General features: G+C 56.9%; 24 protein-coding genes and 1 riboswitch. Of the genes, 18 read left to right on the top strand and 6 right to left on the bottom strand.

Annotated features, from left to right (window positions below):
* Window positions 1–161: 161 nt before the first annotated feature.
* Together hemN and RMS95_RS09180 are read left to right on the top strand one after the other, a co-directional pair.
* Window positions 162–1,580, top strand: a complete 1,419-nt coding sequence (hemN, locus tag RMS95_RS09185) for an oxygen-independent coproporphyrinogen III oxidase (protein ID WP_310645508.1) — start codon at window positions 162–164, stop codon at window positions 1,578–1,580.
* Window positions 1,580–2,308, top strand: a complete 729-nt coding sequence (locus tag RMS95_RS09180) for a sulfite exporter TauE/SafE family protein (RefSeq protein WP_310645507.1) — start codon at window positions 1,580–1,582, stop codon at window positions 2,306–2,308. Before hemN ends, RMS95_RS09180 begins: the two co-directional genes overlap by 1 nt.
* A gap of 9 nt (window positions 2,309–2,317) precedes the next feature.
* On the opposite strand, the gene RMS95_RS09175 is transcribed toward RMS95_RS09180, so the two are convergent.
* Window positions 2,318–5,389 carry an FAD-linked oxidase C-terminal domain-containing protein gene (locus tag RMS95_RS09175; RefSeq protein ID WP_310645506.1) on the bottom strand — a complete coding sequence of 1,024 codons (3,072 nt, stop codon included), beginning with the start codon at window positions 5,387–5,389 and terminating at the stop codon, window positions 2,318–2,320.
* Window positions 5,390–5,391: 2 nt separating this feature from the next.
* A complete protein-coding gene (locus RMS95_RS09170; RefSeq protein ID WP_310645505.1) occupies window positions 5,392–6,099 on the bottom strand; it encodes a GntR family transcriptional regulator in 708 nt (235 codons plus the stop codon).
* A gap of 126 nt (window positions 6,100–6,225) precedes the next feature.
* Here RMS95_RS09170 and RMS95_RS09165 point away from each other — a divergent pair, with 126 nt between their 5' ends.
* Window positions 6,226–7,440, top strand: a complete 1,215-nt coding sequence (locus RMS95_RS09165; RefSeq protein ID WP_310645503.1) for an aminotransferase class V-fold PLP-dependent enzyme — start codon at window positions 6,226–6,228, stop codon at window positions 7,438–7,440.
* A gap of 16 nt (window positions 7,441–7,456) precedes the next feature.
* Entirely contained in the window at window positions 7,457–8,434 is a 978-nt protein-coding gene (locus tag RMS95_RS09160) for a tripartite tricarboxylate transporter substrate binding protein (protein WP_310645502.1), read from the top strand.
* 39 nt (window positions 8,435–8,473) lie between these two features.
* Here RMS95_RS09160 and RMS95_RS09155 read toward each other — a convergent pair whose 3' ends face one another.
* The 3 genes from RMS95_RS09155 to RMS95_RS09145 all read right to left on the bottom strand — a co-directional run bounded on the left by RMS95_RS09155 (window position 8,474) and on the right by RMS95_RS09145 (window position 10,039).
* Window positions 8,474–9,289, bottom strand: coding sequence for a sulfite exporter TauE/SafE family protein (locus tag RMS95_RS09155; RefSeq protein WP_310645500.1), 816 nt, complete (start codon window positions 9,287–9,289; stop codon window positions 8,474–8,476).
* A gap of 226 nt (window positions 9,290–9,515) precedes the next feature.
* Complete coding sequence (locus tag RMS95_RS09150) at window positions 9,516–9,821, bottom strand: cell division protein ZapA (protein ID WP_310645498.1); 306 nt, start codon at window positions 9,819–9,821, stop codon at window positions 9,516–9,518.
* The gene (locus tag RMS95_RS09145) at window positions 9,818–10,039 is read right to left on the bottom strand and encodes a DUF904 domain-containing protein (RefSeq protein WP_310645496.1); all 222 of its coding nucleotides are present in this window, start codon (window positions 10,037–10,039) and stop codon (window positions 9,818–9,820) included. The genes RMS95_RS09150 and RMS95_RS09145 overlap by 4 nt, the downstream gene beginning before the upstream one ends.
* 35 nt (window positions 10,040–10,074) lie before the next feature.
* Window positions 10,075–10,318, top strand: a riboswitch (cobalamin riboswitch).
* 215 nt (window positions 10,319–10,533) lie between these two features.
* On the opposite strand from RMS95_RS09145, the gene RMS95_RS09140 reads away from it, so the two are divergent.
* The 7 genes from RMS95_RS09140 to RMS95_RS09110 are packed head-to-tail and all read left to right on the top strand — an operon-like array spanning window position 10,534 to window position 17,863.
* Window positions 10,534–12,300, top strand: a complete 1,767-nt coding sequence (locus RMS95_RS09140; protein ID WP_310645494.1) for a TonB-dependent receptor domain-containing protein — start codon at window positions 10,534–10,536, stop codon at window positions 12,298–12,300.
* A gap of 5 nt (window positions 12,301–12,305) precedes the next feature.
* The gene (locus RMS95_RS09135) at window positions 12,306–13,109 is read left to right on the top strand and encodes an ABC transporter substrate-binding protein (RefSeq protein ID WP_310645493.1); all 804 of its coding nucleotides are present in this window, start codon (window positions 12,306–12,308) and stop codon (window positions 13,107–13,109) included.
* On the top strand, window positions 13,102–14,004 hold the full coding sequence (locus RMS95_RS09130) for a helical backbone metal receptor (RefSeq protein ID WP_310645491.1): 903 nt from the start codon (window positions 13,102–13,104) through the stop codon (window positions 14,002–14,004). Before RMS95_RS09135 ends, RMS95_RS09130 begins: the two co-directional genes overlap by 8 nt.
* Entirely contained in the window at window positions 14,001–15,014 is a 1,014-nt protein-coding gene (locus RMS95_RS09125; RefSeq protein ID WP_405023376.1) for a FecCD family ABC transporter permease, read from the top strand. Before RMS95_RS09130 ends, RMS95_RS09125 begins: the two co-directional genes overlap by 4 nt.
* On the top strand, window positions 15,011–15,784 hold the full coding sequence (locus tag RMS95_RS09120; protein WP_310645489.1) for an ABC transporter ATP-binding protein: 774 nt from the start codon (window positions 15,011–15,013) through the stop codon (window positions 15,782–15,784). Before RMS95_RS09125 ends, RMS95_RS09120 begins: the two co-directional genes overlap by 4 nt.
* A gap of 15 nt (window positions 15,785–15,799) precedes the next feature.
* Complete coding sequence (gene cobO, locus RMS95_RS09115) at window positions 15,800–16,369, top strand: cob(I)yrinic acid a,c-diamide adenosyltransferase (protein WP_310645487.1); 570 nt, start codon at window positions 15,800–15,802, stop codon at window positions 16,367–16,369.
* Between the two features lie 24 nt (window positions 16,370–16,393).
* The gene (locus RMS95_RS09110; protein WP_310645486.1) at window positions 16,394–17,863 is read left to right on the top strand and encodes a cobyric acid synthase; all 1,470 of its coding nucleotides are present in this window, start codon (window positions 16,394–16,396) and stop codon (window positions 17,861–17,863) included.
* A 5-nt stretch (window positions 17,864–17,868) separates the two neighbouring features.
* Here the strand turns inward: RMS95_RS09110 and RMS95_RS09105 are convergent, their stop codons facing one another.
* Entirely contained in the window at window positions 17,869–18,804 is a 936-nt protein-coding gene (locus tag RMS95_RS09105) for a LysR family transcriptional regulator (RefSeq protein ID WP_310645484.1), read from the bottom strand.
* 116 nt (window positions 18,805–18,920) lie between these two features.
* On the opposite strand from RMS95_RS09105, the gene RMS95_RS09100 reads away from it, so the two are divergent.
* From RMS95_RS09100 to RMS95_RS09070, 7 genes are all read left to right on the top strand, one after another.
* Window positions 18,921–19,922, top strand: coding sequence for a Bug family tripartite tricarboxylate transporter substrate binding protein (locus RMS95_RS09100; RefSeq protein WP_405023377.1), 1,002 nt, complete (start codon window positions 18,921–18,923; stop codon window positions 19,920–19,922).
* Window positions 19,923–19,925: 3 nt separating this feature from the next.
* Window positions 19,926–20,825, top strand: a complete 900-nt coding sequence (locus RMS95_RS09095; protein ID WP_310645482.1) for a MaoC family dehydratase N-terminal domain-containing protein — start codon at window positions 19,926–19,928, stop codon at window positions 20,823–20,825.
* Between the two features lie 26 nt (window positions 20,826–20,851).
* Window positions 20,852–22,012, top strand: coding sequence for an acyl-CoA dehydrogenase family protein (locus RMS95_RS09090; RefSeq protein WP_310645480.1), 1,161 nt, complete (start codon window positions 20,852–20,854; stop codon window positions 22,010–22,012).
* A 9-nt stretch (window positions 22,013–22,021) separates the two neighbouring features.
* On the top strand, window positions 22,022–23,179 hold the full coding sequence (locus tag RMS95_RS09085) for a CaiB/BaiF CoA-transferase family protein (protein ID WP_310645478.1): 1,158 nt from the start codon (window positions 22,022–22,024) through the stop codon (window positions 23,177–23,179).
* A complete protein-coding gene (locus RMS95_RS09080) occupies window positions 23,176–24,561 on the top strand; it encodes an MmgE/PrpD family protein (protein ID WP_310645476.1) in 1,386 nt (461 codons plus the stop codon). Before RMS95_RS09085 ends, RMS95_RS09080 begins: the two co-directional genes overlap by 4 nt.
* Before the next feature lie 8 nt (window positions 24,562–24,569).
* A complete protein-coding gene (locus RMS95_RS09075) occupies window positions 24,570–25,409 on the top strand; it encodes a CoA ester lyase (protein ID WP_310645474.1) in 840 nt (279 codons plus the stop codon).
* An 82-nt stretch (window positions 25,410–25,491) separates the two neighbouring features.
* Window positions 25,492–26,481: a tripartite tricarboxylate transporter substrate binding protein BugD gene (locus RMS95_RS09070; protein WP_310645472.1), complete on the top strand. Its 990-nt coding sequence runs from the start codon at window positions 25,492–25,494 to the stop codon at window positions 26,479–26,481.
* Window positions 26,482–26,563 lie beyond the last annotated feature (82 nt).

Below are 26,563 nucleotides of genomic sequence, written 5' to 3'. Positions count from 1 at the left end.
TTGGTATCGTTCTTCTCGGCTGAGGTGCTTGTACATTGGGCAATTTCGATTTGGCGGTTAAAGCGGCCATGATGCTCTCGCATCCTCAGCCACCTATAACCAGTTCATCTTTGTTGCACTTCGTCCTTGAATCCGCCTTGTCTAAATATGATTGTGAACTTATGTCTTCCTCACGCTTGTTATCCGCAGAAGTTGCCCCAGTTGTGATCAGTCCGGAATTGCTGCAGCGTTACGACGTGGCGGGGCCGCGTTACACCTCGTATCCCACGGCAGATCGTTTCGTCGAGGCCTTTGGTGAAGTTGACTATGTGCAAACGCTTGAACAGCGACGCGCGGGGGTGGGCACCAAGATGTACCCCTTGTCTCTGTATGTGCACATTCCATTTTGCGAGTCCCTCTGCTATTACTGTGCGTGCAACAAAATCATCACCAAGCACCATGAGCGTGGCGCAGAGTATTTGCGCTATCTGACACGCGAGGTCGAGCTCAATATTGCGCATTTGGGCACCGGTCAGACCGTTTCGCAATTGCACCTCGGTGGCGGCAGCCCCACGTTTTTGAGTGACCTCGAGTTGCAGGATTTGATGGCCATGCTGCGTCGCCACTTCGTCTTCACACCAGGGGGCGAATACTCCATTGAGGTCGACCCGCGCACGGTGACACCTGAGCGTTTGGGTTTGTTGGCCAAGCTGGGCTTTAATCGCTTGAGTTTTGGCGTGCAAGACTTCGAGCCCGCTGTGCAAAAAGCCGTGCATCGCATTCAACCTGCAGCGCAGGTGTTTGACTTGGTCGCGGCCTCCCGTGAACTGGGGTTTGAGTCCATCAACGTGGATTTGATTTACGGCTTGCCCATGCAAAGCCCCGAAACGTTTGAGCGCACTTTGGCTCAAGTGGTGAAGCTGCGGCCTGATCGTATTGCTCTGTACGCTTATGCGCATTTGCCTGAGCGGTTCAAGCCCCAACGCCGTATTCATGCCCAAGATTTACCGCCTGCGACATCTAAGTTGGCGATGTTGGCCAGTGCCATGCGTGTGTTGATGGCTGCGGGCTATGTGTATGTGGGCATGGATCACTTTGCATTGGCCACCGACGCGCTGGCGATTGCCAAGCGTCAAGGTCGCTTGCACCGCAACTTTCAAGGCTACAGCACGCAGCCCGATTGCGATTTGCTGGCGTTGGGGGTGTCGTCGATTGGCCGTGTGGGCAGCACCTTCAGCCAAAACGTGAAAACGCTAGAGGCTTATTACGACTTACTGGAGCAAGGGCGTTTGCCTGTGGAGCGAGGTTTGGCGATGTCTCGCGATGATTTGGTCCGTCAGTCGGTGATCATGGCGTTGATGTGCCAAGGCCATGTGTTGTTTGAGTCCATTGAGTTGGCGCATTTGATTGAATTCAAGCCATATTTTGCGCAGGAGTTGGAGGCGTTGTCCCATATGCAGACGCAAGGGCTGGTCGCCGTTGATTCAACGGGCATCCAAGTGACGGAGTTGGGTTGGTTTTTTGTGCGTGGCGTTGCCATGGTTTTTGATAAGTATTTGCAAACCGACCGCAACCGAGCGAGGTTCTCTAAAATCATCTGATGGTGATGAATTCAACTTTAGCCCTCACGGCTTTGCTAATGGGGCTGGCGGGCGGTCCGCATTGTTTGGCCATGTGTGGCTCTGTTTGTGCGGGCATTGGTCGATCAGCGCAAAAGCAAGGGGCTGGTCAAGGCACATCTGCGATGTTGTTGTTTCAACTAGGGCGCATCGTCGGATACAGCACCTTGGGCGCAGTGGCCGCCTCCACCATGCAAGGCGTGGGGTGGCTCAGCACGCAATCCGCGGTGTTTCGTCCGGTCTGGACTTTGTTGCACTTGTTCGCATTTTTGGTGGGTTTGCTGTTGTTGTGGCGTGCAGAGCAGCCGGTGTGGCTGGATGGCATGGGGCGCAGCATTTGGCGACGTGTGCAGGCCATGACGGCGCATCTGAAACTGCGCAACGGCGGTGCCGTCATCTTGGGTTTCTTGTGGGCGCTGATGCCATGCGGTTTGCTCTACGGTGCTCTGTTGGTGGCGGCTTTGAGCAATAGCCCTTTAGAGGGCGCCGGTGTGATGGCGTTGTTTGCCTTGGGCAGCGCCGTGGTGCTCACGGCTGGCCCTTGGTTGTGGTTGCGCATGCGCGGTTTCAAGCCCTCGGGTGTTGCTGGCGTATCCAGCGGTGCTTGGGGCGTGCGCTTGGCGGGCTTGGCGTTGGCCGCCAGCTCCGGTTGGGCCTTATGGATGGGTTTGGTGGAATACCAAGCACCATGGTGCTTGGTACCGCAATAAGCCGCAGCCTTAGCTTTTGAGGTGATCGCTCAACAACTTCGCCACGTGAATGGCTTCGCGCGCCGTGCCATCTTTGATTTGGTGGCGGCAACTTGTCCCGTCGGCCACCACGATCGCATCGGGCTTGGCGCGCACAGCAGGCAACAAGCTCAATTCAGCCATCTGCATCGACACATCAAGGTACGACGACTCGTAGCCAAAACTACCCGCCATGCCACAGCAACTGGTTTTGATCAATTCGGGCGCTGCGTCGGGGATCAGTCGAATGACCTCCAGCACCGGTGGCATCAAGCCAAAGGCTTTTTGATGGCAGTGGCCGTGTAGCAAGATGGCTTGTTGGGTGGGTTTGAGTTGTTGCTTCAACGTGTCCAAGGCTCCGGCTTTGGCTTCGCGCGCCAGAAACTCTTCAAACAACACGGCCTGTGCGCTGACCTGGTGTGCGCTATCTCCCAAGCCCAAGACCAAAGCTTCATCGCGCAAGGTCAGCAAGCAAGAAGGCTCTAACCCCACGATGGCGATGCCCCGCTCGGCAAAAGGAAGCAGGGTGTTTATCAACTCATGCGCATGTTCCCGCGCTTTGTCCACCATGCCACTGGCCAAAAAGGTTCGACCACAGCACAAATGACCTTGGTCGGCGCCATGCCCACGTTCGTTTTTCGAGGCCACATGCACGCTGTATCCCGCGGCTTGCATCACGCGCAGCGCCGCATGGGCGTTGTCCGATTCAAAGTAGCCATTGAAGGTGTCGACAAAGAGCACCACGGGCTTCTTGGCGCTCAGTACCGCCTCGCGCGATACACCTTGCGTGCCCTGGTTAAAGAAATGTTGGCGTTGCCAAGTGGGCCAATCGCGTTGTGAGGACAAGCCTGTGAAACGTTCGGCCAGTTGGGCCAACAGCGGTATTTTGTTGCGCAAATTCAGTAAACCAGACCAACGGGCTGCGTGTTGGGCATAGCGCGGCAAGTAGGCAATCAAGCGGTCTTTCAAGGTGTGACCGTGGCGCGTTTTGTACTGGTGAAGGGTTTCGATTTTCATGCGCGCCATGTCCACGCCGGTGGGGCAATCGCGCTTGCAGCCCTTGCAGCTGACACACAAATCCATGGCCTCTAACAGTTCGGGGTTGCTCAATCCATCGGTGCCCAGTTGACCGCTAAGTGCCAAGCGCAAGGTGTTGGCGCGGCCGCGCGTGAGGTGCTTTTCGTCACGGGTGACACGGTAGCTGGGGCACATGGTGCCTGCGTCAAATTTGCGGCAAGTGCCGTTGTTGTTGCACATCTCCACGGCTTTGGCAAAACCTTGCGCTGCGTCCCCACCGGTACCGGGTGCTGTGGTTTGTTCTGTGGCGGGGTCGTTTTGCACATCCCAAGCACGCCAGTCCAGCGCCGTTTGAATCGGAATGATTTTGTAGTCATTGCCAAAACGCATCAACGAGGTGTCGTCCATCTTGGGCGGATTGACGATGCGTTGCGGCGACAGCAAATTCAAGGGGTCTAAGTGCTGCTTGATTTGTGTGAACGCTTCGTTGATACGAGGGCCAAATTGCCATTCGATCCATTCACCGCGACACAGACCATCGCCGTGTTCGCCGCTGTATGCGCCTTTGTATTTGCGTACCAAAGCGCTGGCTTCTTCGGCAATTTCTCGCATCTTGCTTGCGCCATTGCGGCGCATGTCCAAAATCGGGCGCACATGCAGCGTACCGACGGAGGCATGGGCGTACCAAGTGCCTTTGGTGCCATGGCGTTTGAACACTTGGGTCAGCTCGTCTGTGTATTCAGCCAAGCTGGTCAGTGGCACAGCGCAGTCTTCGATGAAGCTCACGGGCTTGCCGTCACCCTTCAGGCTCATCATGATGTTGAGGCCGGCTTTGCGAACTTCCCATAAGTTTTTCTGCGGTGCATCGTCAATCATTTCCACGACGCTGCCTGGCATTCCCAAGTCGCCCATCAGTTCCACCAATTGGCGCATTTTGGGCTTGAGCATTTCTTTGTTCGCACCTGCGAACTCCACCAACAAGACCGCTTCGGGCTCGCCAATCAAGGCGGTTCGGATGGTGGGGGCGAAGGCGGGGTTTTGCAGTGACAGATCGATCATGGTGCGGTCTACCAGCTCAACCGCCGTGAGCGTGCCATCGCCCAATTTGACGATGTGCTGCGCCGCATCCATGGCTTTGTAAAAGCTGTCAAAGTTCACCACGCCCAAGACCTTGGCTTGCGGCAAGTCGCTGAGCTTCAGGGTCAGCGATTGGGTCAGGCCCAAGGTGCCCTCACTGCCGATGAGCAAATGCGCCAAGTTCACGGAACCGTCGCTCGTGTAAGGGCGCTCGTTTTGGTTGTTGAAAATATCGAGGTTGTAGCCTGCCACGCGACGCATCACTTTGGGCCAGTGCGCTTCGAGTTCAGGTGCCAAGCCTTGCGCCAAGTGTTTGACAAAGTTGCCAATTTCTTGGGCGCGTCCGTTGCTCGCGCCGTAGCTGCCGAATTGCAGCAACTCGCCGTTGCTCAGCCACGCGTTGGCGCCCACCACGTTGTGAACCATGTTGCCGTAGGCAATGGAACGGCTACCGCACGAGTTGTTGCCAGCCATGCCGCCCAAGGTGGCTTGTGCGCTGGTCGATACATCGACCGGAAACCACAAACCATGGGCTTTGAGTTGCGCATTCAAATGGTCCAGCACCATACCCGGTTCGACTTCGACGGTGCGCTCTGCCAAGTTGAGGTGGATCATATGGCGCACATGTTTGCTGTGGTCAATCACCAATCCAGCGCCTGTTGTTTGCCCGCATTGGCTGGTGCCGCCGCCGCGCGGCACGATGGGCACGCCCAAGTCGCGGCAAATTTCCAGGGCAATCGGCACCTCGTGTGCATGGCGTGGCACAAACACGCCCACAGGTGTGACTTGGTAGATCGACGCGTCGGTGGCGTAGCGACCCCGATCGGCGGCTGAGAACAGCACATCGCCTTGTGTTTCTGCGCGCAGGCGTGCGGCTAACTTGCCTGCTATTTCGTTGCTGACCGTGGCAACGCGTTCATAAGTGGTGGCAGGCGAGTCGGTGATGTGGCGCGGGAGTGGGGCGTTCATGGTCAGGCTTTGCGTGGTTTTTGGGTGGTTGTGTCGACATTCATGTCTGCTGCAAGCAGTTGGGCGATGACCACATCGCGTTTGTGCTCTAAGTGTTGGACCAGCACATCACGCAGCGCCAAGGCGTCACGGGCTTGCAGTGCTTCAATCATTTGGGTGTGTTCGGCCATGGCGCTGTTCCACTTGTCTTCGTCTTGGTTGGAGCGAAAGCGCAAGGCTTGCAAACGGGCGTTGACTTGGTCATAGGTCGCGGCCAGCACAGGGTTCTTGGCTGCTGCGTTGATGGCGCTGTGAATGGCGGCGTTGAGTCTGTAATACGTTGAAAGATCGCGGCGCACATGGGCGGCCATCATTTCTAAATGCAAGGCCCGAATTTCGGTCAATTCCGCGTCGGTGATGCGTTGGGCGGCCAGCATGCCCGATTGGCCTTCCAAACCCGCCATCACTTCAAAGGTGTGGCGCACATCGGCTTGTGTGAGCGCTACGGCGACTGCGCCCCGATTGGGCAGTAACGCCACCAAACCCTCGGCCGCCAAGGCTTTGATGGCTTCACGCAAGGGCGTACGCGAGATGTTCAAGCGCTCGCACAAGGCGCGCTCATTGAGCTTTGCACCCGGCGGGATGAGGTTTTCGACCAGCATCTGGCGCAGTCGGTGGGTGACTTGGTTGTGAAGCGCCGTGCGTGGGATTGACAAAATTTCTGCAGTCATAGATATATTTTGTATGCAAAAAATACCGAGGTCAATGCTTGTATTTAAAGATATTTAGGGTGATCGATAGTTGACAAATGAATTTTGTATGCAAAAAATAGACAAAACAACAGGAGATATGTGTTCATGCTGAATTTAGATTTTCATCCCACGGGTCGTCACTTCTTGCAAATTCCGGGTCCTTCGCCCGTGCCAGACCGCATCTTGCGGGCCATGAGCTTGCCCACCATCGACCACCGAGGTCCCGAATTCGGCGCACTCGGATTGAAGGTGATGGCGGATATGCAAAAGATCTTCAAAACACAACACCCCGTCATGATTTATCCAGCCTCAGGCACAGGGGCTTGGGAAGCTGCACTGGTTAATACCTTGAGTGCCGGCGACCATGTGTTGATGTTTGAAACCGGCCACTTTGCGTCCTTGTGGCACAAGCTGGCCACGCGCTTGGGCATCAAAACTGAGTTTTTAGGGTTGCCCGGTGCCGAAGGTTGGCGCCACGGCGTCAACTCCGACATGATTGAGCAACGCCTCAAGGCTGATACGGCGCACAGCATCAAGGCTGTGTGCGTGGTCCATAACGAGACCTCCACAGGTGTGACCAGCGACATCGCTGCCGTGCGTCGAGCCATCGACAGCGCCAAACATCCAGCTTTGTTGTTGGTCGATACCATTTCTGGTTTGGCCTCTGCCGACTACCGCCACGATGAATGGGGCGTGGACGTGACCGTCAGTGGATCGCAAAAAGGCTTGATGCTGCCACCCGGTATCAGCTTCAACGCTTTGTCGCCAAAAGCCATCGAAGCCAGCAAACAGGCGACCCTGCCCAAATCGTTTTGGGCGTGGGACGAAATGTTAGAGATCAACAAAACGGGCTACTACCCTTACACCCCCAACACCAACTTGATGTATGGCTTGAGCGAAGCCTGCGACATGATTTTGGGTCAAGGCTTAGATGTGGTCTTCAAGCGCCATCTGCGCTGGGGTGAGGGCGTGCGCTCTGCTGTGAACGCTTGGGGCTTGCCCATCCAATGTGCCGATGCCAAGGTGTATTCGCCTATTTTGACGGGTGTGATGACGCCAGAAGGCATTGATGCAGATGCTGTTCGCAAGGTGATTTATGAGCGATTTGATTGCTCACTGGGCACAGGTTTGGGCAAGGTCAAAGGGCGCATGTTTCGCATTGGCCATTTGGGCGATTGCAATGATTTGACCTTGATTGCGGCACTCTCCGCTTGCGAAATGGGCCTCAAACTCAGCGGTGTGAAGCTGGCGGGTTCGGGGGTGCATGCCGCCATGGACTTTTTCTCGGCACATCCAGTGCCGCCTTTGGTCAAGCCCTAACTTCAAAGGATATTGCATGAAACGCAGAACGCTACTTCAAGCCAGCGCAGCCACGGCTGCCACTTTGGCTGCGCCCATGATCAAGGCGCAAAGTTTGCCCAGCGGCCCCATTCGCATCGTGGTAGGTTTCCCGCCTGGGGGTGGCACCGATGCTTTAGCGCGGGTGTTGGCGCAAAAGCTGCAAGCCATGTGGGGTGTGACCATCGTCATCGATAACAAAGGCGGCGCTGCGGGTGTGATCGCTGCAGACTACGTGTCTAAACAACCTGCAGATGGCAACACCTTGCTGATGGCACACATCAATAGCCATGCGATTGCCCCGAGTTTGCAACCCAAATTGGGCTACAACGTGGAGCGTGATTTCACACCGATTGGTCTGGTGGGTGTCACGCCTAACTTGCTCATTTGTAATGAGGCACAGCCTGCAAAAACGGTGAAAGATCTCGTGGCGCTGTGCAAAAAGAATCCTGGCCAAATCAGCTTTGCCTCTGCCGGTGGTGGCTCTGCACAACATCTCGCGCTAGAAATGTTCAAACTGCGTGCGGGTATTGACGCTTTGCATGTGCCCTACAAAGGTTCTGGACCCGCGTTGACCGATTTGATCGGCGGGCAAGTTCAATACTGTTTTGAGACCATGACCTCGGCCACGCCGCATGTCAAAAGTGGCAAAGCGATCGCGCTGGCACAAACCCGACCCAAACGGGCCAAAGGCCATCCCAATGTGCCCACCATGGAAGAGCAAGGTTTCGTGGGCTTTGATGCCACCACGTGGTACGGTTTGGTGGGGCCCGCCAAGATGAACCCTGCTTTTGTCAAACGCATCAACGAAGACATGAACCGTGTCATGGCCATGCCAGATGTGATTGAGAAATTTGACCAATATGGCGCCGAGGATGGCGGTGGTTCACCTGAGCGTTTTGCAGAATTTATCCGCAGCGAAACTCAGAAATGGGCCAAAGTGGTCAAAGACGCCAAAGTACAAGTTGACGCTTGATGATCTTTTGCCAAGGCCCTAAGTCAGGGCCTTGGCCGTTCAGCTCGACAGGCCTTTGTAAAGCATGTAGGCCGCCAGCAAATACAAGACGATGGCAAAAACACGCTTGAGTTTTTTGACGGGTAGGCTGTGTGCTGCTTTGGCGCCCAAGGGCGCCGTGAACACGCTGCACAACGCGATCACCACCAATGCGGGCACCCAAATGTAGCCAAATGCGTCAGCGGGCAAGCCCTCGACCGAGCGACCGCTGATCACATAGCCCAGCACGTTGGCCAGCGCAATCGGGAAACCCAGTGCCGAGCTGGTGGCTACGGCATTGTGAATCGCCACGTTGCACCATGCCATGAAGGGCACGCTGATAAAGCCGCCACCCGCGCCGACCAAACCTGACAAAAATCCAATCGCACCGCCTGCACCGGCCAAGCCCGCAGGACCGGGGACTTGGCGCGTTGGTGCAGGTTTTTTGTCTAGAAACATTTGTGTCGCTGAAAAGCCAACAAACAAGCCAAAGAACGTGGCTAGGTAAGAGCCTTTGAGAATCGCGAACACGCCCAAGCTGCCAATCATGCTGCCCAAGACGATGCCGGGTGCCAAACCTTTGACCAAATCCCAACGCACGGCGCCACGTTTGTGGTGGGCGCGCACGCTAGAGATAGAGGTGAAGATGATGGTGGCCATCGAGGTGGCGATGGCCATCTTGACGGCCAAGTTGGCGTCAACGCCGCGTTGGGACAACATGATGGTGATGAATGGCACCATCACCATGCCACCACCGATGCCCAATAAACCAGCCAGAAAACCTGTGCAAATGCCTAACGCGGCGAGTTCAAAAATCAGTTGGGGTTGGAGGTCCATGAGAGGGCGAAGCCTTAAGACATAAAAAGAAGGTGTCTGCAAGGGCCTCGGGGCCGTCATCCTGAACCGGGGGTTCAGGTGGGCGAGGTCAGTTTGACGTTGGGTTCATCTGACGCGAGACGATCACGCTCATCAAACGATGTTCCAAGCCCGGGCTCATATGAGCATTGGTTCAAGGAAATATAAAGCCCCAAGGACTTGCAGACCAAACCATTGTAGGCCTGCTTTAGAGCAATTGGTTGTCGCTTGCGAGCACGTTGTCGAGCCGCTTCAAGAGCGTCAGCAATTGTGATGTCGATGCACTGTGATCGCCTTCGGTTGGCACCGAAGTGGGGCGGTCGGTCAAGTCAAACGCCAAATTCAGTGCGGCGAGTACAGCAATACGGTCACGCGCTTTGATTTTTCCGGCATCGCGAATTTTGCACATGGCCTCGTCAACTTTGCCCACCGCTTGCCCCAAGCGTGTTTCGCCACCCTCAGGGCAGCCCAACACATAGCCTTGACCCATGATTTGAACTTCAATCTGTTTCATGCTTTGTCCTTCACTGCCGTACTTTGTGGCAGGCGTTCAATCAATGCATCAATCCGATGACGCGCGGCGCTCAAACGCGACTTCATCAGATCGCGCTCGTGCGTGAGTTCTTGCACTTGTGCACTCAGCAAAGCGTTGGTGCGCATCAGTTCTTCGTGACGCAACAGCAAACGCTCCACGCGTTCGGCAATTTGATCGATCAGGTGTGTGTTTGGCATGGCAGAGACATTTTAAGGTGGCTGAAAGGTTAGCCGCTAAAATTTCAGCTGTTGGTGCTCGCAGCGTGGTTCACATGCTGCAGTTCAACGGGAAGCAGGAAGGTCGCGTCGCTCGCTCGACAACACCCAACCTGCGCTGCCCCCGCAACGGTCAAGCGGACGAGCCCTTTGGCTCCGCTTCTGTCACACAAGCCACTGAGCGCCTTGAACAAGCGTTTGGGAAGGCGACAGAGGTAGTCTCCGCCAGCCCGGATACCGGCCAACAAGGTGGCAGTGCGTCTAAAAACGTGCTGCTTGAACGCTCAAGCACTGTCGGGGAAGGCGGTGAGAGCAAAAAAGTTGGTATTTAAATCATGAATAAATCTATTCGTCTGCGTGCGCGTGAACTCGCGCGTTTTTCTGCGCCTGTGCTTTCTGTTGTGTCTTTGGCTGTCGCGGCTAGCGTTCAGGCACAAGGCATTGAAATTAATCCGGTGGTCATTTCTGCTTCACGCATGGAGCAGCCTTTGTCGGAGGTTCTTTCCTCCGTGTCGGTGATCACACGCCAAGACATTGAGAAGTCCCAAGCGGGATCGCTGGCTGACTTGATTCAGGGCGAAGCCGGTTTTGAATTTGGCCGCACAGGTGGGCCTGGTGCGACGACTTCGTTTTTCTTGCGCGGTCAAGAAAGCAAAAGTGTTGTGATCTTGATCGATGGTGTCAGGGCACAAACCGATGGTGCTGGTGCCTTGACAACGACCAATTTGCCGCTTGCTCAAATTGAGAGCATTGAAATATTGCGTGGCAACGCCGGCGCGCTCTATGGCGAGTCTGCGATTGGTGGTGTGATCAATATCCAAACGCGCCAAGGCTCGGTGAAGCCCAATGCCTATGGTTCGATCACTTACGGTTCGCGCAACACATCTTCGCTGGATCTCGGCTATGGCGGTCGTGTGGATGATTACGGTTTTAACGTCAACGCAGGACAAACAAACACGGATGGGTTTTCTGCGATGAACGCGCAACAAAATTCGGGAATTAATCCTGCCAAAGATGGCGCCTCGAGCAAGTTTGTTTCTGGTCGCGTGGATAAGAAGATTAATGCTGATTTGAAAATCGGGCTGCGTGCAAGATTGCAGTCGTCCGCCACAGATTACGACTCTGACTGGTATACCAACACCACACGCCAACAATTTAAAACCAGCAGCGATGCTCTAGGTGGTTTTGCGAAGTTTGTGGTGAACGACCAGTGGGTCAGTACGTTAGATTTGTCACATTCCAATTTTAATTACCGCGATTATGTGGATGGTGCGTTGACCACTGTTTATGGCACGAGCACACCCAATGGTGAGTATGAGGGGCGTCAAAATGCTGTGCGTTGGTCGAACTCCTACCAATTGAGCGATCAAACAGTGGCGCATTTCGGGATTGATAAGTTGAGTGAAAAATTTTCACAACAAAACAGCTACACCTCTGGTCGTGAAACTTTGGGTTATTTCGCAGGGCTAACCAGCACGTTGGATAAATTCACCGTACAAATGAATTTGCGACATGACGATGTGGATGTAGACCGAACAGCCTCTAGCGTTTCAAAGTCCAACAACACCAAGTCGTCGACAGGCTTGTTGGGACTTGGCTACCAGCTCAACGCTGATTGGCGTTTGACTTCTACGGTGTCGTCGGCTTTTCGAGCACCAACAGCCTATGAGACTTATAAAAACGCATCGCTCACGCCTGAAACACATGTTGCGCGTGAAGCAGGTGTTGCCTACAAATCAGATCAAGCATTGGCTAAGTTGGTTTACTTCGAAACCTCAACCACGGATGCGATCGTTTATCAAAACTTTTCTTATGTGAATGTGGGGGAGCTCAAAAACAAAGGTTTGGAGGCAACCTTGCGTGCAAACTGGCGCGGGCATAGTGTGAAGGCATCTCTTGTTGCGCAAGACCCATGGAACGTCAGTGAGCAAACCGCATTGACACGACGCGCTCGTCACTATGGCTCCGTGGATATTTCGCGTCCGCTGGGGGCATATGACGTTGGCGCCAAGGTTTATACGTCGGGCGCTCGCAGTGACTTTAATTACTCACCTTATCCCGCTGAGCCTGTGACTTTGAGTGGTTACGCGCTTTGGTCTTTCTATGCCAGCCGTAAGATCGACAACGAATGGACCGCGCGTGTGAAGTTAGAAAATGCCTTTGATCGTCAGTATCAATTGGCCTATGGCTACAACACCCCAGGCCGCGGCATCTTCGCCACCTTGCAATACCAACCCAAGTAACTTGAATGCTTGATCTTCTTCCCCAACGCATCGTCTGCCTCACCGAGGAAACGACGGAGTGGCTGTATCTGCTGGGGGAAGAGGCGCGCATTGTGGGCATCTCGGGTTACACCGTGCGCCCGCGTCGTGCGCGTGATGAAAAGCCCAAAGTCAGTGCGTTCTTGAGCGCCAAGATTGACAAAATCTTGGCGCTCAAGCCCGATTGCGTGTTTGGTTTTTCTGATTTGCAAGCAGACATTGCAGCCTTGCTCATCCGTGCAGGTGTGCAGGTGACGGTGTTTAACCAGCGCAGTGTCGACGAGATATGTGCGATGTTGTACCAAGTCGCGGCGATGGTTGGTCAAGCCGAGCAGGGGCTGCAGCGCTTGCAAGGCATGCGCGCACAGTTAGAGGCTATTCAAAGAACGGCAGCCACATTCAAGCGCAGACCCAAGGTGTATTTTGAGGAGTGGGACGAACCCCACATCAGCTGTATCCGTTGGGTGTCTGAGTTGATCGGCATTGCTGGCGGCGATGACTGTTTTCCAGAGTTAGCGCAAATGCCCATGGGCAAAGACCGAATCATTGCGAGCGGACAAACCATCGTTGAGCGTGCGCCTGACATCATCATTGGTTCGCTGTGCGGCAAGAAGTTTCGCCCCGAGAAAGTAGCGGTCCGTGAAGGCTGGCAAGACGTGCCTGCTGTGCGGACGCACCAAATTTTTGAAATCAAATCTGCTGACATCTTGCAACCGGGCCCTGCGGCCTTGACCGATGGTTTGGCGCAACTACACCGCATCATTCAGCAGTGGGAGGCGACGCATGCTTAAACGCATCAGCGTGCTTTGTCGGGTTGCGTTGCACGCAGTCTTGGGCTTCAGCGCCATCGCCCAAGCCGTCGTGTTGCGCGATGACCGTCAAGTGGAGGTGACCATCACCCAACCTCCGCAACGAATTGTCAGCCTGTTGCCCTCGCTCACCGAAACAGTGTGTGCTTTGGGGCAATGCCAAAAACTGGTGGGTGTGGATCGTTATTCCAATTGGCCTGAGAGTCTTGCTAAGTTGCCGCGCATGGGCGGTGGTATCGACCCCAATATTGAGAGTGTGGTGGCGGCCAAACCAGACTTGGTGCTGATGGCCACCTCTGCGCGAGGTGCTGAGCGCTTTGCTGCTTTGGGCCTGACGGTGCTCGCTTTAGAGCCACGCTCGCATGCCGATGTGCAGCGCGTGATGCGCATCGTCGCCCAAGCGCTGGATGTTCCCGTGCAAGAGAGGGATCGTGTTTGGCGTCACATCGACGCCGCAGTCAATGCCGCTGCCCAATCTATTCCCTCGCAAGCCAAAGGGCAGCGCGTGTACTTTGAAGTCAGCCGCGCTCCGTATGGCGCCAGCGAGTCGTCGTTCATTGGCGAGACGTTGCAGCGCTTGGGAGCACGCAACATCTTGCCTGCATCGCTCGGTCCTTTTCCAAAAATCAACCCTGAGTTTGTGGTGCGCGCCCAGCCTGACATCATCATGGTGGGCGATAGCAATTTTGCCGACATGGCCACACGGCCGGGTTGGCAAAACATGCAGGCTATGCGCACGCAACGTGTGTGCCATTTCAAATCTGAAGAGTCAGATGTGTTGGTGCGCGCAGGTCCGCGCATGGCCGAGGCCGCACGTTTGATGGCCAAGTGCTTGACTGAGAAAGCTGAAACCCAAAAAGCCAAAGGTGCGCCATGACGTACCAAGGCGCACGTTGCTCTGCGCGAGTCGTGGCGTTGGGCCTTTTGATGTTGTGTGCCTTGGGCATTGCGCTGGGCAGTGCTGTGGGCAGTACCGGCATCGAAAGTTGGTTCAGCGCTTTGCACGACGACACCGCTTGGCACATTGTGTGGGACATCCGTTTGCCGCGTAGCGTGGGCGCTTGCGCTGCTGGCGCGTTGCTGGGGTTGGCGGGGGCGTTGGCGCAGGGCTTGTTTCGTAACCCGTTGGCCGACCCTTATTTATTAGGGAGTGCATCGGGTGCATCGCTGGGGGTGGCCGTTGCTCTTGCGCTGTTTGGTGGCAATCCGTTTGCGGCTGAGTTTTTGGTGCGATTGGGTTTGACAGGCGCCGCGTTTGTGGGCGCGGTCTTGGCGGTGTTACTCACGTTGGTGCTGGCACGTGGTGTGCAGCACACCTTGCGCTTGTTGTTGGCTGGCGTGATTGTGGGGGTGGTGTTCGGTGCGGTGGCTTCGTTGATCACCCTCATGCGTCCCGATGTGTTGCAAGGCATGCAGGGCTTTTTGTTGGGCTCCACCAGCTTCATCGGCTGGAACGCATGTGTGCTGATGCTTGGTGTGTTGCTGGTTTGCTTGGTGTTGGCCTTTGCTTTGAGCCGTGTGCTCGATGCCTTGAGTTTGGGTGAATCCACAGCCTTGAGCTTGGGGCTACCGCTTGTTCCCGTGCGTGTGGCGCTGGTGTGTGTGTTGGCGCTGGCGACGGGCACGGCTGTGGCACAAACGGGCTTGGTCGCGTTCGTGGGCTTGGCGGCGCCGCACTTGGTGCGCTCGGTGGTGAAGACCCAACACAACTGGATCGTGTTGTTGTCGGCCTTGATGGGGGGCGTTTTGTTGTTGGCGGCAGATTTGCTGGCTCGCCTGCTGCTGTCGCCACAAGAGATGCCTGTGGGCGTGTTGACCGCGGTGCTCGGCGGCGGGTATTTGCTGTGGCTCATGTACCGCAGCCAAACATCGAGGGCCGCGCCATGAGTGCAACGTCCGTCGCTTTGCGCTTGAGTGATGTGCATGTGTCTCTTGGAGGGCACGAGGTGTTGCACGGCATAGATCTGTCGTTTACCGCGGGGCGTTGGACCAGCGTCGTGGGGCCCAATGGCGCGGGTAAATCCACCTTGCTGAAAACGATGGCAGGATTGCTGCCTGTCACTGGCCGCATCTTTTTGTTTGATCAAGCCTTGGTGGCGATGGATCGCAAGCAGCGGGCGCAGCAGCTGTCTTGGTTGGGCCAAAACGAATCGGCGTCAGACGACTTGCGTGTGTGGGATGTGGTCATGCTTGGGCGCATCCCGCATCAAGACTGGCTGGCTGCCCCCAGCGTCAAAGATCATGCGGTTGTCGAGACGGCCTTGCAAGCCACAGGTGCTTGGGATTGGCGCGAGCGTTCGTTGGGGCAGCTCTCAGGCGGTGAGCGCCAACGCGTGCTGTTGGCCCGCGCCATGGCCGTGCAAGCGCAAGTCATGTTGATGGACGAACCCTTGGCCAACCTCGACCCCCCGCATCAAGTGGATTGGCTAGAGCAGGTGCGCTGCCTCACTTCGCAAAACACCACGGTCGTGAGCGTGCTGCACGAGGTGGGTATGGCTTTGCATGCTGACGACCTGGTGGTCATGCAAGCGGGCCGTGTTGTGCACCAAGGCCCATGTGCCGATGCCGTCACACACCGTGCGGTTGAAGCTGTGTTCGACAAACGCATTGCCATTCATGCGTTGGATGGCCAATGGGTGGCTGTCCCTAAGCTCTAGTTCGGGCGTCAATCTATGGACATTGAACAACCGCCAGTCAACTACATGCGTGTCACCCCGCAGGCTGAGCGCCGTGGCTTGCTCATTGTCAACACGGGGGATGGCAAAGGCAAAAGTACGGCAGCGTTTGGTTTGGCTTTGCGTGCACATGGACGCGGCAAAGCGGTGAAGATTTACCAGTTCATGAAAGTGCCCAGCGCGCGCTTTGGTGAGCACCGCATGTTTGAACAACTCGGTATTTCGGTGGAAGGTTTGGGTGATGGGTTCAGCTGGAAAAGCAAAGACCTCGATCATTCGGCGCAGCTCGCGCGTGATGGCTGGCAAAAAGCCAAGGCTGCTATTTTGAGCGGCGCGTATTTCTTGGTGGTGTTGGATGAAATGACCTACCCACTCATTTACGGTTGGTTGCCTTTGGACGATGTGCTGACCACCTTGAGCCAACGTCCCAAAGACGTGCATGTGTGCATGACGGGCAGGCGTTGCCCACCAGAGCTGATCGCGCTGGCCGACACCGTGACCGAGATGACCAAAATCAAACACGCCTTCAATGCAGGCGTTCCGGCGCAACGCGGCATTGAAGACTAAATTCAATACAAACAGGAGTTCGCCATGACGGCCAAGTGTGTGATGGTGTTGGGCACCTCCAGTGGGGCAGGTAAGAGTTGGTTGACCACGGCACTGTGCCGCTGGTACGCACGTCAAGGCTTGAAAGTTGCACCCTTCAAAGCGCAGAACATGAGCAACAACGCCCGCGTCGTGGCCTCGCCCAATGGCTTGGGCGAGGTGGGGGCTGCCCAATACTTTCAGGCCTTGGCCGCCAACGTTGAGCCCGATGTGCGCATGAACCCTTTGCTGCTCAAGCCCGAAGCCGACACCCACAGCCAAGTGGTGTTGCTCGGTGAGGTCAACCATGCGCTCACCCACACGCCATGGCGCGGTCGCAGTGAAAAAGTATGGCCACACATCGCCGCATCGCTCGACGCTTTGCGTGCCGAGAACGACGTGGTGGTGATCGAGGGCGCAGGCTCGCCCGCCGAGATCAACCTCATGGCCAACGACATCGTCAACCTGCGCGTAGCCCGTCATGCCGGTGCGCGCTGCTTGTTGGTGACCGACATTGACAAAGGGGGTGCCTTTGCCCATTTGTACGGCACTTGGGCTTTGTTGCCGCCGGAAGACCAAGCGCGCATCAGCGGCTTTGTACTCAACAAGTTTCGCGGAGACGCGTCGTTGTTGGCGCCTGCCCCCGAGATGCTGCAAGCGCTCACCGGTGTGCCCACGGTGGCGGTGTTGCCGATGTGGTGGCAGCACGGTTTGCCCGAAGAGGACGGCGTGTTTGATGACCGCAGCCTTGCGACAGGGGTGGTCACCCGCACGGTGGCCGTCATCGCCTATCCGCGCATCAGCAACCTCGATGAGTTTCAACCTCTCAAAAATGTGCCAGGCTTACGTCTTCTGTGGGCACGAAGCCCTGCCGATTTGGCGGGTTTGAACGCTGCGACCGACTGGGTCATCTTGCCCGGCTCCAAACACACCAGCAGCGATTTGGCGTGGTTACGTGCCCAAGGCTTAGACGCTGCCGTGGCTGAACACGCACAGCGTGGCGGGGCTGTGTTGGGCATTTGTGGCGGCTTGCAAATGTTGGGAGAAGCCTTGATTGACACACTCGGCATTGATGGCAATGCACCCGGCTTGGGGCTGTTGCCACTGGTGACGGTGTTTGCTGAAGACAAAACCGTGTTGCGCACCGATGCGCGATTTGTGCAGGTCAGAGGCGTGTGGTCTGCCTTGTCGGGAGTGTCCGTGCGTGGCTATGAAATTCATCACGGGCAAACGCAGGCGCATGCGGCGATGGCTGCCGCAGGCGTGGTGCCTCACGAGGCGATGCCTGGTTTGACGTGGCAAAACGAGGCGGGCAACGTCATGGGCTCGTACCTGCATGGTTTGTTTGACGATCCTGCGGTGTTGCACGCTTTGTTTGGCGCACAAACCCCCACACTAGAAACAGTGTTTGAAGGTTTGGCGGATTACTTGGATCAGCACGTGGCTCGCGAGGTGTTGCAAGACTTGGTGGCTTGAGCGCTTCAGTTTGTTGACGCGTTTGTTGCCTTGTTCATGGGCGTTTTTAGGGGGGCGTAGTGCGCGCACAGGAGCGCGATCAACGATTGGGCATAGGCGGGAAGGGCGGCTTGGTCACGCGTCAAGATGTAGCGCTCACGCACGCTCCATGCGTCGCTGAGCTCGACCAAAGCCAAGTTCATGGCGTCTTGGTTGCGTCTGGCGGCAGACTCAGGAACGATGCCCACTCCCACGCCGGCGCCAATCATGCGGCACATGGCATCAAAACTGGAGAGTTGAATGCGCAGCTTCAGGGGTTTGCCCAAACGTTCGGTCACTTGGCCCAAGAAGGTTTGCAAGGTGCTGCCATGGTGCATGCCCACGGCATCTTCGTCGAGTGTGTCCACAAACGCGACTTTTTGACGTTGAGCCAGAGGGTGGTTTTTGGCGGTGGCCAGCACCAAGCGGTCAGTGCTGAAGTGCAGGCTTTGGAGGCCCAAGGTGTCAACTTGACCCGCTACGATGCCAATGTCAGCTCGTCCATCTTGCACGCCGCGTGCAATGTCAGCGTTCGGTTTTTCTTGAAGGTCGATGTTCACCTTCGGGTTGTCTGCCAAAAACTCGGGCAAGATTTCTGGCAAAAAATCGGTCACGGCGGTGGTGTTAGCAAACACCCGCAAATGACCGCGTAAGCCGCCGCCGTATTCTTGTAAATCGCCCCGCATTTGGTCAACCTGACGGAGCATCAAACGGGCGTGGTGCAAGAATGCTTGTCCCGGTGGTGACAGGCGTACGCCACGTGCTTCTCGGTACAAAAGCGGTAAGTCGGTTTGGGCTTCGAGTGCTTTGATACGCGCACTCGCCGCGGCCAGTGACAGGTGTTGTTTGGCAGTCGCCTTGGTCAGGCTACCTTCATCGGCGGCCCACACAAAAAGCCGGAGGTCATTCAGGTCGAAATGCATGGCGTAATGTTAATGCGGTTGAATCCAAGCCTTCGGAAAAACAAAAGGCTGGGTCTGGAAATGACCGATTGCGCTTGCGCACCAAACCACCGAACATCCGCACACTTATTTTGGAGATGTGGATGATCAAGCCTTTATTGAGGTCACGTCGCATGGTTTTGCGTGCGTTGTGCGGTGCTTGTGTGTGCGTTGCGGCAGGCAGTGTCATGGCGCAGTCGGCCTACCCCAGTCGTCCTATTTTGATGATCGTGCCCCAAACGGCAGGCGGCACCAATGACATCGTGGGCCGTGTGGTGAGTCAAAAGCTTTCTGAGGTGCTGGGTTCGCCCGTGGCGGTCGAAAACCGTCCTGGTGCAGGTGGCAACATCGGCACGCAGTTCGCGGCCAAGTCGGCCAAAGACGGCTACACCTTGTTGATGACCATCAGCAGCAGCCAAGCGATCAACCCCGCCCTCTACAAAAACCCGGGCTTTGACCCCGTCAAAGATTTCAAACCCATCGCCTTGATTGGCGCCGTGCCCAATGTGTTGTTGGCCAATGCAGACTTTTCCGCCAAGTCGATGAAAGATCTCATCGCCATGGCCAAAGCCAAACCTGGCCAGTACCAATACGCCTCGGCGGGTAACGGCACCTTGAACCACTTGTTGGGCGAGATGCTCAACAGCATGGCCGGTATCGACTTACAGCATGTGCCCTACAAAGGCGTGGCGCCTGCGCTCAACGACGTGCTGGGCGGTCAATTGCCTCTCGTGTTTGCCAGTTTGCCGTCCTCGTTGGCACACATCAAAGCGGGCAAGCTCAAACCTTTGGCGGTCAGCAGCCCCAAACGTTCGCCAGCGTTGCCCGATGTGCCGGCCCTGTCTGAAGTGGTCCCTGGTTACACAGGCACTTTGTGGATTGGCCTCTTCGCCCCCGCAGGTGTTCCTGCCGAGGTGCAGGCCAAACTGCAAGACGCCATGACCAAGACCTTGGCGGCCAAAGACCTGCGCGAGAAGCTGGAGCTGCAAGGCGTTGAAATGGCGGCGCCCACGACCCCTGAGCAATTTGCCACGCTGTTGAATGACGACATTGCGCGCTGGGCGCAGATCGTTAAAAAATCAGGCGCTTCGATTGATTGACCTATGACCACCCACCTCGACCCCCAAACCCTCGCTCACTTGCAAACTTGGCAAGGTCGCAGCGAAACCCTAGAAGACCTCATCACGCCCGCACCCTTGCGCGCCTTGAGTGCCACGCTTGATCGTGAGGACCCTTTACCCGTCGCAGGCACCGCCTTGCCTGCGTTGTGGCATTGGCTGTTCTTTTTGCCCCATCACCGTCAAAGCGAGATCGGCCCTGATGGTCATGCCAAGCGCGGTGGTTTTTTGCCGCCTGTGCCGCTGCCGCGTCGCATGTGGGCGGGCGGGCGTTTGCAGTGGCATGCGCCTCTGCGCGTGGGTGATGTGGTCAAGCGCGTCTCCACCATCCAATCTGTCACGCACAAATCGGGGCGCACGGGCGATTTGTTGTTTGTGCTCGTCAAGCATGAGGTGCATAACGCACAAGGCTTGTGTTTGACCGAAGAACACGACATCGTGTACCGCCCCGCAGCGCAGCCTGGTAACCCTGTGCCAGCGCCTGTGGCTGCCGCCAGTTTGCTGGCGCAGGGCGAGCCTGTGGGGGATCTATGGCAACGCGACATCGCCCCCGATGATGTGTTGCTGTTCCGCTATTCCGCGCTCACCTTCAACGGCCACCGCATTCATTACGACCGCAAATACGTCACGGAGGTCGAGGGCTACCCAGGCCTCATCGTGCATGGTCCGTTGATTGCCACTTTGTTGGTGGACCTTGTGCGTCGTCATACCGACCGCCCCATCCAACGCTTTGAATTCAAAGCGCTGCGTCCCACGTTTGAGTGCGGCGATCAACGCATCTTGCGTGTCAACGGTCAACCACAAGCCGATGGCAAACATGTGCGTCTTTGGGCGCAAGACCACGAAGGCTGGCTGACCATGCAAGCCACCGCCGAGCTCGGCTGAACCATTGAATTAAAAAGAAGACTTTCATGTTGCACACCCCCGACCAATACCAAGACATCCGCGACGCTGTGCGCGACCTTTGCGCCCAGTTCCCCGACGAATACCACCGCAAGGTTGACGAAGCGCGGGGCTACCCCGAAGCGTTCGTCGACGCACTCACCAAGGCTGGCTGGATGGCCGCGCTGATTCCGCAGGAATATGGCGGCTCTGGCCTGAGCATGGCCGAGGCCTCGGTCATCATGGAAGAGATCAACCGCTCGGGCGGCAACTCCGGCGCCTGCCACGGCCAGATGTATGTGATGAACGCCATCGTGCGCAGTGGCTCGCAAGCGCAAAAAGACAAGTTCCTACCCAAGATCGCCACGGGCGAGTTGCGGATCCAGTCCATGGGCGTGACCGAACCCACCACCGGCAGCGACACCACCAAGCTCAAAACCACGGCGGTCAAGAAAGATGGCCGTTGGGTCATCAATGGCCAGAAGGTTTGGATCTCGCGCATCCAGCACAGCGACCTGATGATCTTGCTGGCGCGCACCACGCCGTTGGATCAGGTGACGAAACGCTCCGAGGGCTTGTCTTGCTTCCTGATTGATCTGAAGACTGCGATTGGCAACGGGCTGACCGTGCGCCCGATCCTGAACATGGTCAACCACGAAACCAATGAGCTGTTTTTTGACAACCTCGAAATCCCCGAAGACGCGCTGCTGGGTGAAGAGGGCAAAGGCTTCAAGACCTTGCTGGACGGGCTGAACGCTGAGCGCACCTTGATTGCCGCAGAGTGCATTGGCGACGGCTACTGGTTCATCGACCGCGCCAGCAAATACGCCAACGAGCGCGTGGTGTTTGGCCGCCCCATTGGTCAAAACCAAGGCGTACAGTTCCCCATTGCTGATGCCTTCATCGAACTCGAAGCAGCCAACTTGATGCGCTGGAAGGCCTGCGAAAAAATCGACGCCATGCAAAACGCCGGTGCCGAAGCCAACATGGCCAAGTACCTCGCAGCCAAGGCGAGCTGGGAAGCGGCCAACGTCTGTTTGCAAACGCATGGCGGTTTCGGCTTTGCCTGCGAGTACGACATTGAGCGCAAGTTCCGCGAGACCCGCTTGTACCAAGTGGCGCCGGTGTCAACCAACATGATCTTCTCTTACGTTGCCGAGCACTTGCTGGGCTTGCCACGTTCATTCTGAGGGGCCACGATGAGCACACAACCCGTACGCCCCCTCGACCACATCACGGTGGTGTCTTTAGAGCACGCGATTGCCGCGCCGTTTTGCACGCGCCAGTTGGCCGATTTGGGCGCGCGCGTGATCAAGGTGGAACGCCCCGGCGCCGGTGACTTTGCCCGCGCCTACGACCAACGCGCCAAAGGCCAGTCCTCGCACTTTGTGTGGGTCAATCGCTCCAAAGAAAGTTTGGCGCTGGACCTGAAAGACCCGCAAGATTTGGCCGTGCTCAAACAGCTCATTGCCAAGGCCGATGTGTTGGTACAAAACCTTGCACCCGGTGCCACCGGACGTATGGGCCTCGACGCGGCCACTTTGCGGGCTGAGAACCCGCGCCTCATCGTCTGCGACATTTCCGGCTACGGCAACGACGGTCCGTACCGCGATAAAAAAGCCTACGACTTGCTCATCCAAAGTGAAGCGGGTTTCTTGAGCATCACTGGCACGCCCGATCACCCCAGCAAGAGCGGTAACTCCATTGCCGACATCGCCGCGGGCATGTATGCCTACACCAACATCTTGTCGGCGCTGATTCAGCGCGACAAGACAGGCGAGGGCTCGCACATTGATGTCTCCATGCTCGAAGCCTTGGGCGAGTGGATGGGTTACCCCATGTATTACGCGATGGACAACGCCTCGCCACCGCCACGCAGCGCCGCTGCACATGCCACCATTTATCCGTATGGCCCCTTCGCCGCAGGCGATGGCGGCACAGTGATGTTGGGTTTGCAAAACGAACGTGAGTGGGTGCAGTTTTGCCAGCACGTGCTGCAACAGCCCGCACTGGCCTCAGACGCACGCTTTGACAGCAATGCCCGACGCAACGCCAACCGCAACGATTTACAAAAAATCATCCTCGACACCTTTGCCGCGTTGACCGCTGCACAAGTGATTGAACGTTTGGATGTGGCACAAATCGCCAACGCCCGCATGAACACCATGGCTGAGTTGTGGGCCCATCCGCAGCTCAAAGCGCGTGAGCGCTGGACCTCGGTCGATTCGCCTGCGGGCGAATTACCGGCCTTGTTGCCGCCCGGCAAGCAAAGCGCATTTGATTACCGCATGGGTGCCATTCCCAAAGTGGGCGAGCACACCGATGCTATTTTGAAAGAACTGGGAGTTCAACGATGAATGCATTTACCTCCAGCACGACCACCAGCGCCACCGCCACGCTTGCAGCCTTTGCTGCGAACTTGAAGACGGCGGACATTCCCGACCATGTGCTGCGCAAAACCGAAGACCTGTGGGTTGATTGGTTTGGCTCAGCCATCGCGGGGCATGGCTCGCGTCCTGTTGAGACATTGACCAAGTTTGCCTTGAGCATGGGCCCCGCATCGGGTCCCAGCGAGGTGTTGACCAACCGCAGCACCACGAGCCCCTATTGGGCTGCGATGGCCAATGCGGCTGCATCGCATGTGGCAGAGCAAGACGATGTGCACAACGGCTCTGTGTTTCACCCCGCCACGGTGGTGTTCTCGCCCGTGTTGGCCGTGGCGCAAGCTTTGGGTGCGAGCGGTGCGCAGCTCATCACCGCGGCCGTGGCGGGTTATGAGGTGGGCATTCGCGTGGGTGAGTTTTTAGGACGCTCGCATTACCGCGTGTTTCACACCACGGGTACGGCGGGCACCTTGGCGGCTGCGGCTGCGGTGGGGCATTTGTTGGGTCTCAATGCCACGCAGATGCAACACGCGTTTGGCTCAGCAGGCACACAGTCTGCAGGCTTGTGGGAGTTCTTGCGCACTGCGGCAGACTCCAAACAACTGCACACTGCCCATGCGGCAGGTGCCGGTTTGATGGCCGCTTATTTGGCCAAAGACAACTTCACCGGTGCGGCACAAATTTTGGAAGGTCCACAAGGCATGGCTGCTGGCATGTCCAGCGATGCCGATGTGCGCAAACTCACCGAGGGTTTAGGCACACGTTGGGCCACTGCCGAAACATCGTTCAAGTACCACGCCTCATGCCGTCACACACACCCCGCGGCCGATGCCTTGCTGAAAGTGATGCAAGACCACCAGCTGAAAATTGCGGATTTGGACCGCGTCGTCACCCATGTGCACCAAGGGGCGATTGATGTGTTGGGCCCTGTCACCAACCCCAGCACTGTCCACCAAAGCAAGTTCAGCATGGGCACGGTGCTGGCCTTGGTGGCGCGCTTTGAGCATGCAGGCCTGAGCGAGTTTGACCAGCATTTCAAAGACGACATCACCCAAGCCTTGCGTGACAAGGTCGAGATGCAGTTGGACCCAGAGGTGGACACCGCTTATCCGCAGCGCTGGATTGGCAAGGTCACCGTGCACACGACGGACGGTCGCGTGTTACAAGGGCGTGTGGATGAGCCCAAGGGCGACCCAGGCAACACCCTGAGCCGCGACGAAATCACGGCCAAAGCCTTGCGTCTTGCGGCGCACAGCAGTGGCGCCACGCCTGAAGAAATGACCGCTGCTGTGGCCCAGCTTTGGCAGGTGATGCAGTGGCCTCACGTGCAGCGTGTGTTGCCTTCGCGGGTTTGACGGTGACGATGTCTGACCTTCATCCGTTCGCCCGCGCTTGCACGTTTTTGTTTGTGCCGGGCCATCGCCCAGATCGCTTTGACAAGGCTTTGACCAGCGGCGCCGATGCCATCATTTTGGACCTTGAAGACGCGGTGCCGTTGACCGACAAAGCCGTGGCGCGCGAAGCGATCCGTGTGGCTTGGGGCGCATGGTCGGTCTCGCAACGTGCGCGTGTGCTCATTCGCATCAATGCCCTCAACGGCGCAGAGGCGGAGGCTGATTTGACATGGTTGTCGACGCTGGAAGGTTTGACTGCCGTGATGGTGCCCAAAGCCGAATCGGTGGCTGAGCTCCAGCGTGTCGCGCATGCGGGCTCCGCACAGATGCAACTCATTCCTTTGATCGAAACAGCCCAAGGTGTGCGCGCTCTCGATGCCATCGCGCAAGCCCCGCAGGTTCTGCGCTTGGCTTTGGGGCACTTGGACTTGCAAGCCGACTTGGGCATGGCGTGTGAGGCCGATGAGGTCGAGCTGGGCCCTGTGCGCTTTCAGCTGGTCTTGGCTTCGCGTGGTGCAGGCTTGTCGCCACCGATTGATGGCGTGAGCACGAGTACACAAGATATGACGCTGGTGCAAACAGATGCTGCGCGCAGCAGACGCTTTGGGTTTTTTGCAAAGTTGTGCATTCACCCTGCACAACTGAACCCAGTCCGCCAAGCGTTCACCCCCACAGGCGCTCAACAAGACTGGGCCAAACGCGTGTTGGCGGCGGAAGTGGCTGCCGGAGGCGGCGCGTTCAGCGTGGACGGCAAGATGGTCGACCCGCCCGTGTTGCGTTTGGCTCGGCAAATCTTGTCGCAGGCATGAGAGCGCGGGTAATCAAGGATTCACAGTGATACGCATCGTCAACGATGATGCGCACAGCTAATTTTTATAATTGGAGACAAGCATGAAACGACAACTGAAAACTTTGCTGTTGGCATGCGCTGCGGCGTGTGGCGTGGTGACTGGCGCGGCAAATGCCCAAGCTCCCGCATTCCCAGACAAGCCCATCGTCTTGGTGGTGCCTTTTGCCGCGGGTGGTCCAACAGACGTCGTGGCACGCATGATTGCCATTCCTATGGGCAAGTCTTTGGGGCAAACCGTGTTGGTTGAAAACACGGTGGGTGCTGGCGGCACCATTGCGGCTTCGCGCGTGGCGCGTGCCGCACCGAACGGCTACACCATCTTCATTCACCACATGGGCATGGCCACCGCGCCTGCGCTCTACAAAAAGCTGACCTTCGATCCGTTGAAAGACTTTGAATACATCGGTCAAGTGGTCGATGTGCCCATGACCATGTTGGCACGCAAAGACTTTCCGGCCAACAACTTTGCGGAGTTGCAAACCTACATCAAGGCCAACAAAGACAAGGTGTCGTTGGCCAATGCAGGTTTAGGTGCCGTGTCTCATTTGTGTGGTTTGCTGTTCATGACCGCCATGGAGACCGACCTCAACACCATCCCCTACAAAGGTACCGGTCCCGCGATGAACGATTTGCTGGGCGGCCAAGTCGATTTGTTGTGCGACCAAACGACACAAACCGTGCCTTTGATCAAAGAAGCGCGCGTGAAGGTCTATGGCGTCACCACACTCAAGCGTTTGAGCGCATTGCCTAACGTGCCCACACTGGACGAACAAGGGTTGAAGGGCTTCGAGGTCAAGGTCTGGCACGGCATGTACGCACCCAAAGACACACCTGCTGCGGTGATCGACAAGATCAACGTGGCGTTGCGCGCTGCTTTGCAAGACCCGATGGTCAAACAACGCTTGGCCGATTTGAGCTCAGACGTGCCGCCGATGGACAAAGTCACCCCAGCGGGCTTGAAAACCCATTTGGAGGCTGAAATCAAGAAGTGGGGCCCCGTGATTCGCAAGGCCGGTATCTACGCGGACTGATCGTTCATCTCTCCTCGAAAAGGGCCACCGCGTGTGGCCTTTTTTCATGGAAGTGATGTTTTTAAATGGGTGAATTAAGTTT

The organism is Limnohabitans sp. (genome assembly GCF_031539175.1).
Taxonomy (GTDB): domain Bacteria; phylum Pseudomonadota; class Gammaproteobacteria; order Burkholderiales; family Burkholderiaceae_C; genus Limnohabitans.
This window is presented reverse-complemented; position numbering and strand designations above follow the sequence as displayed.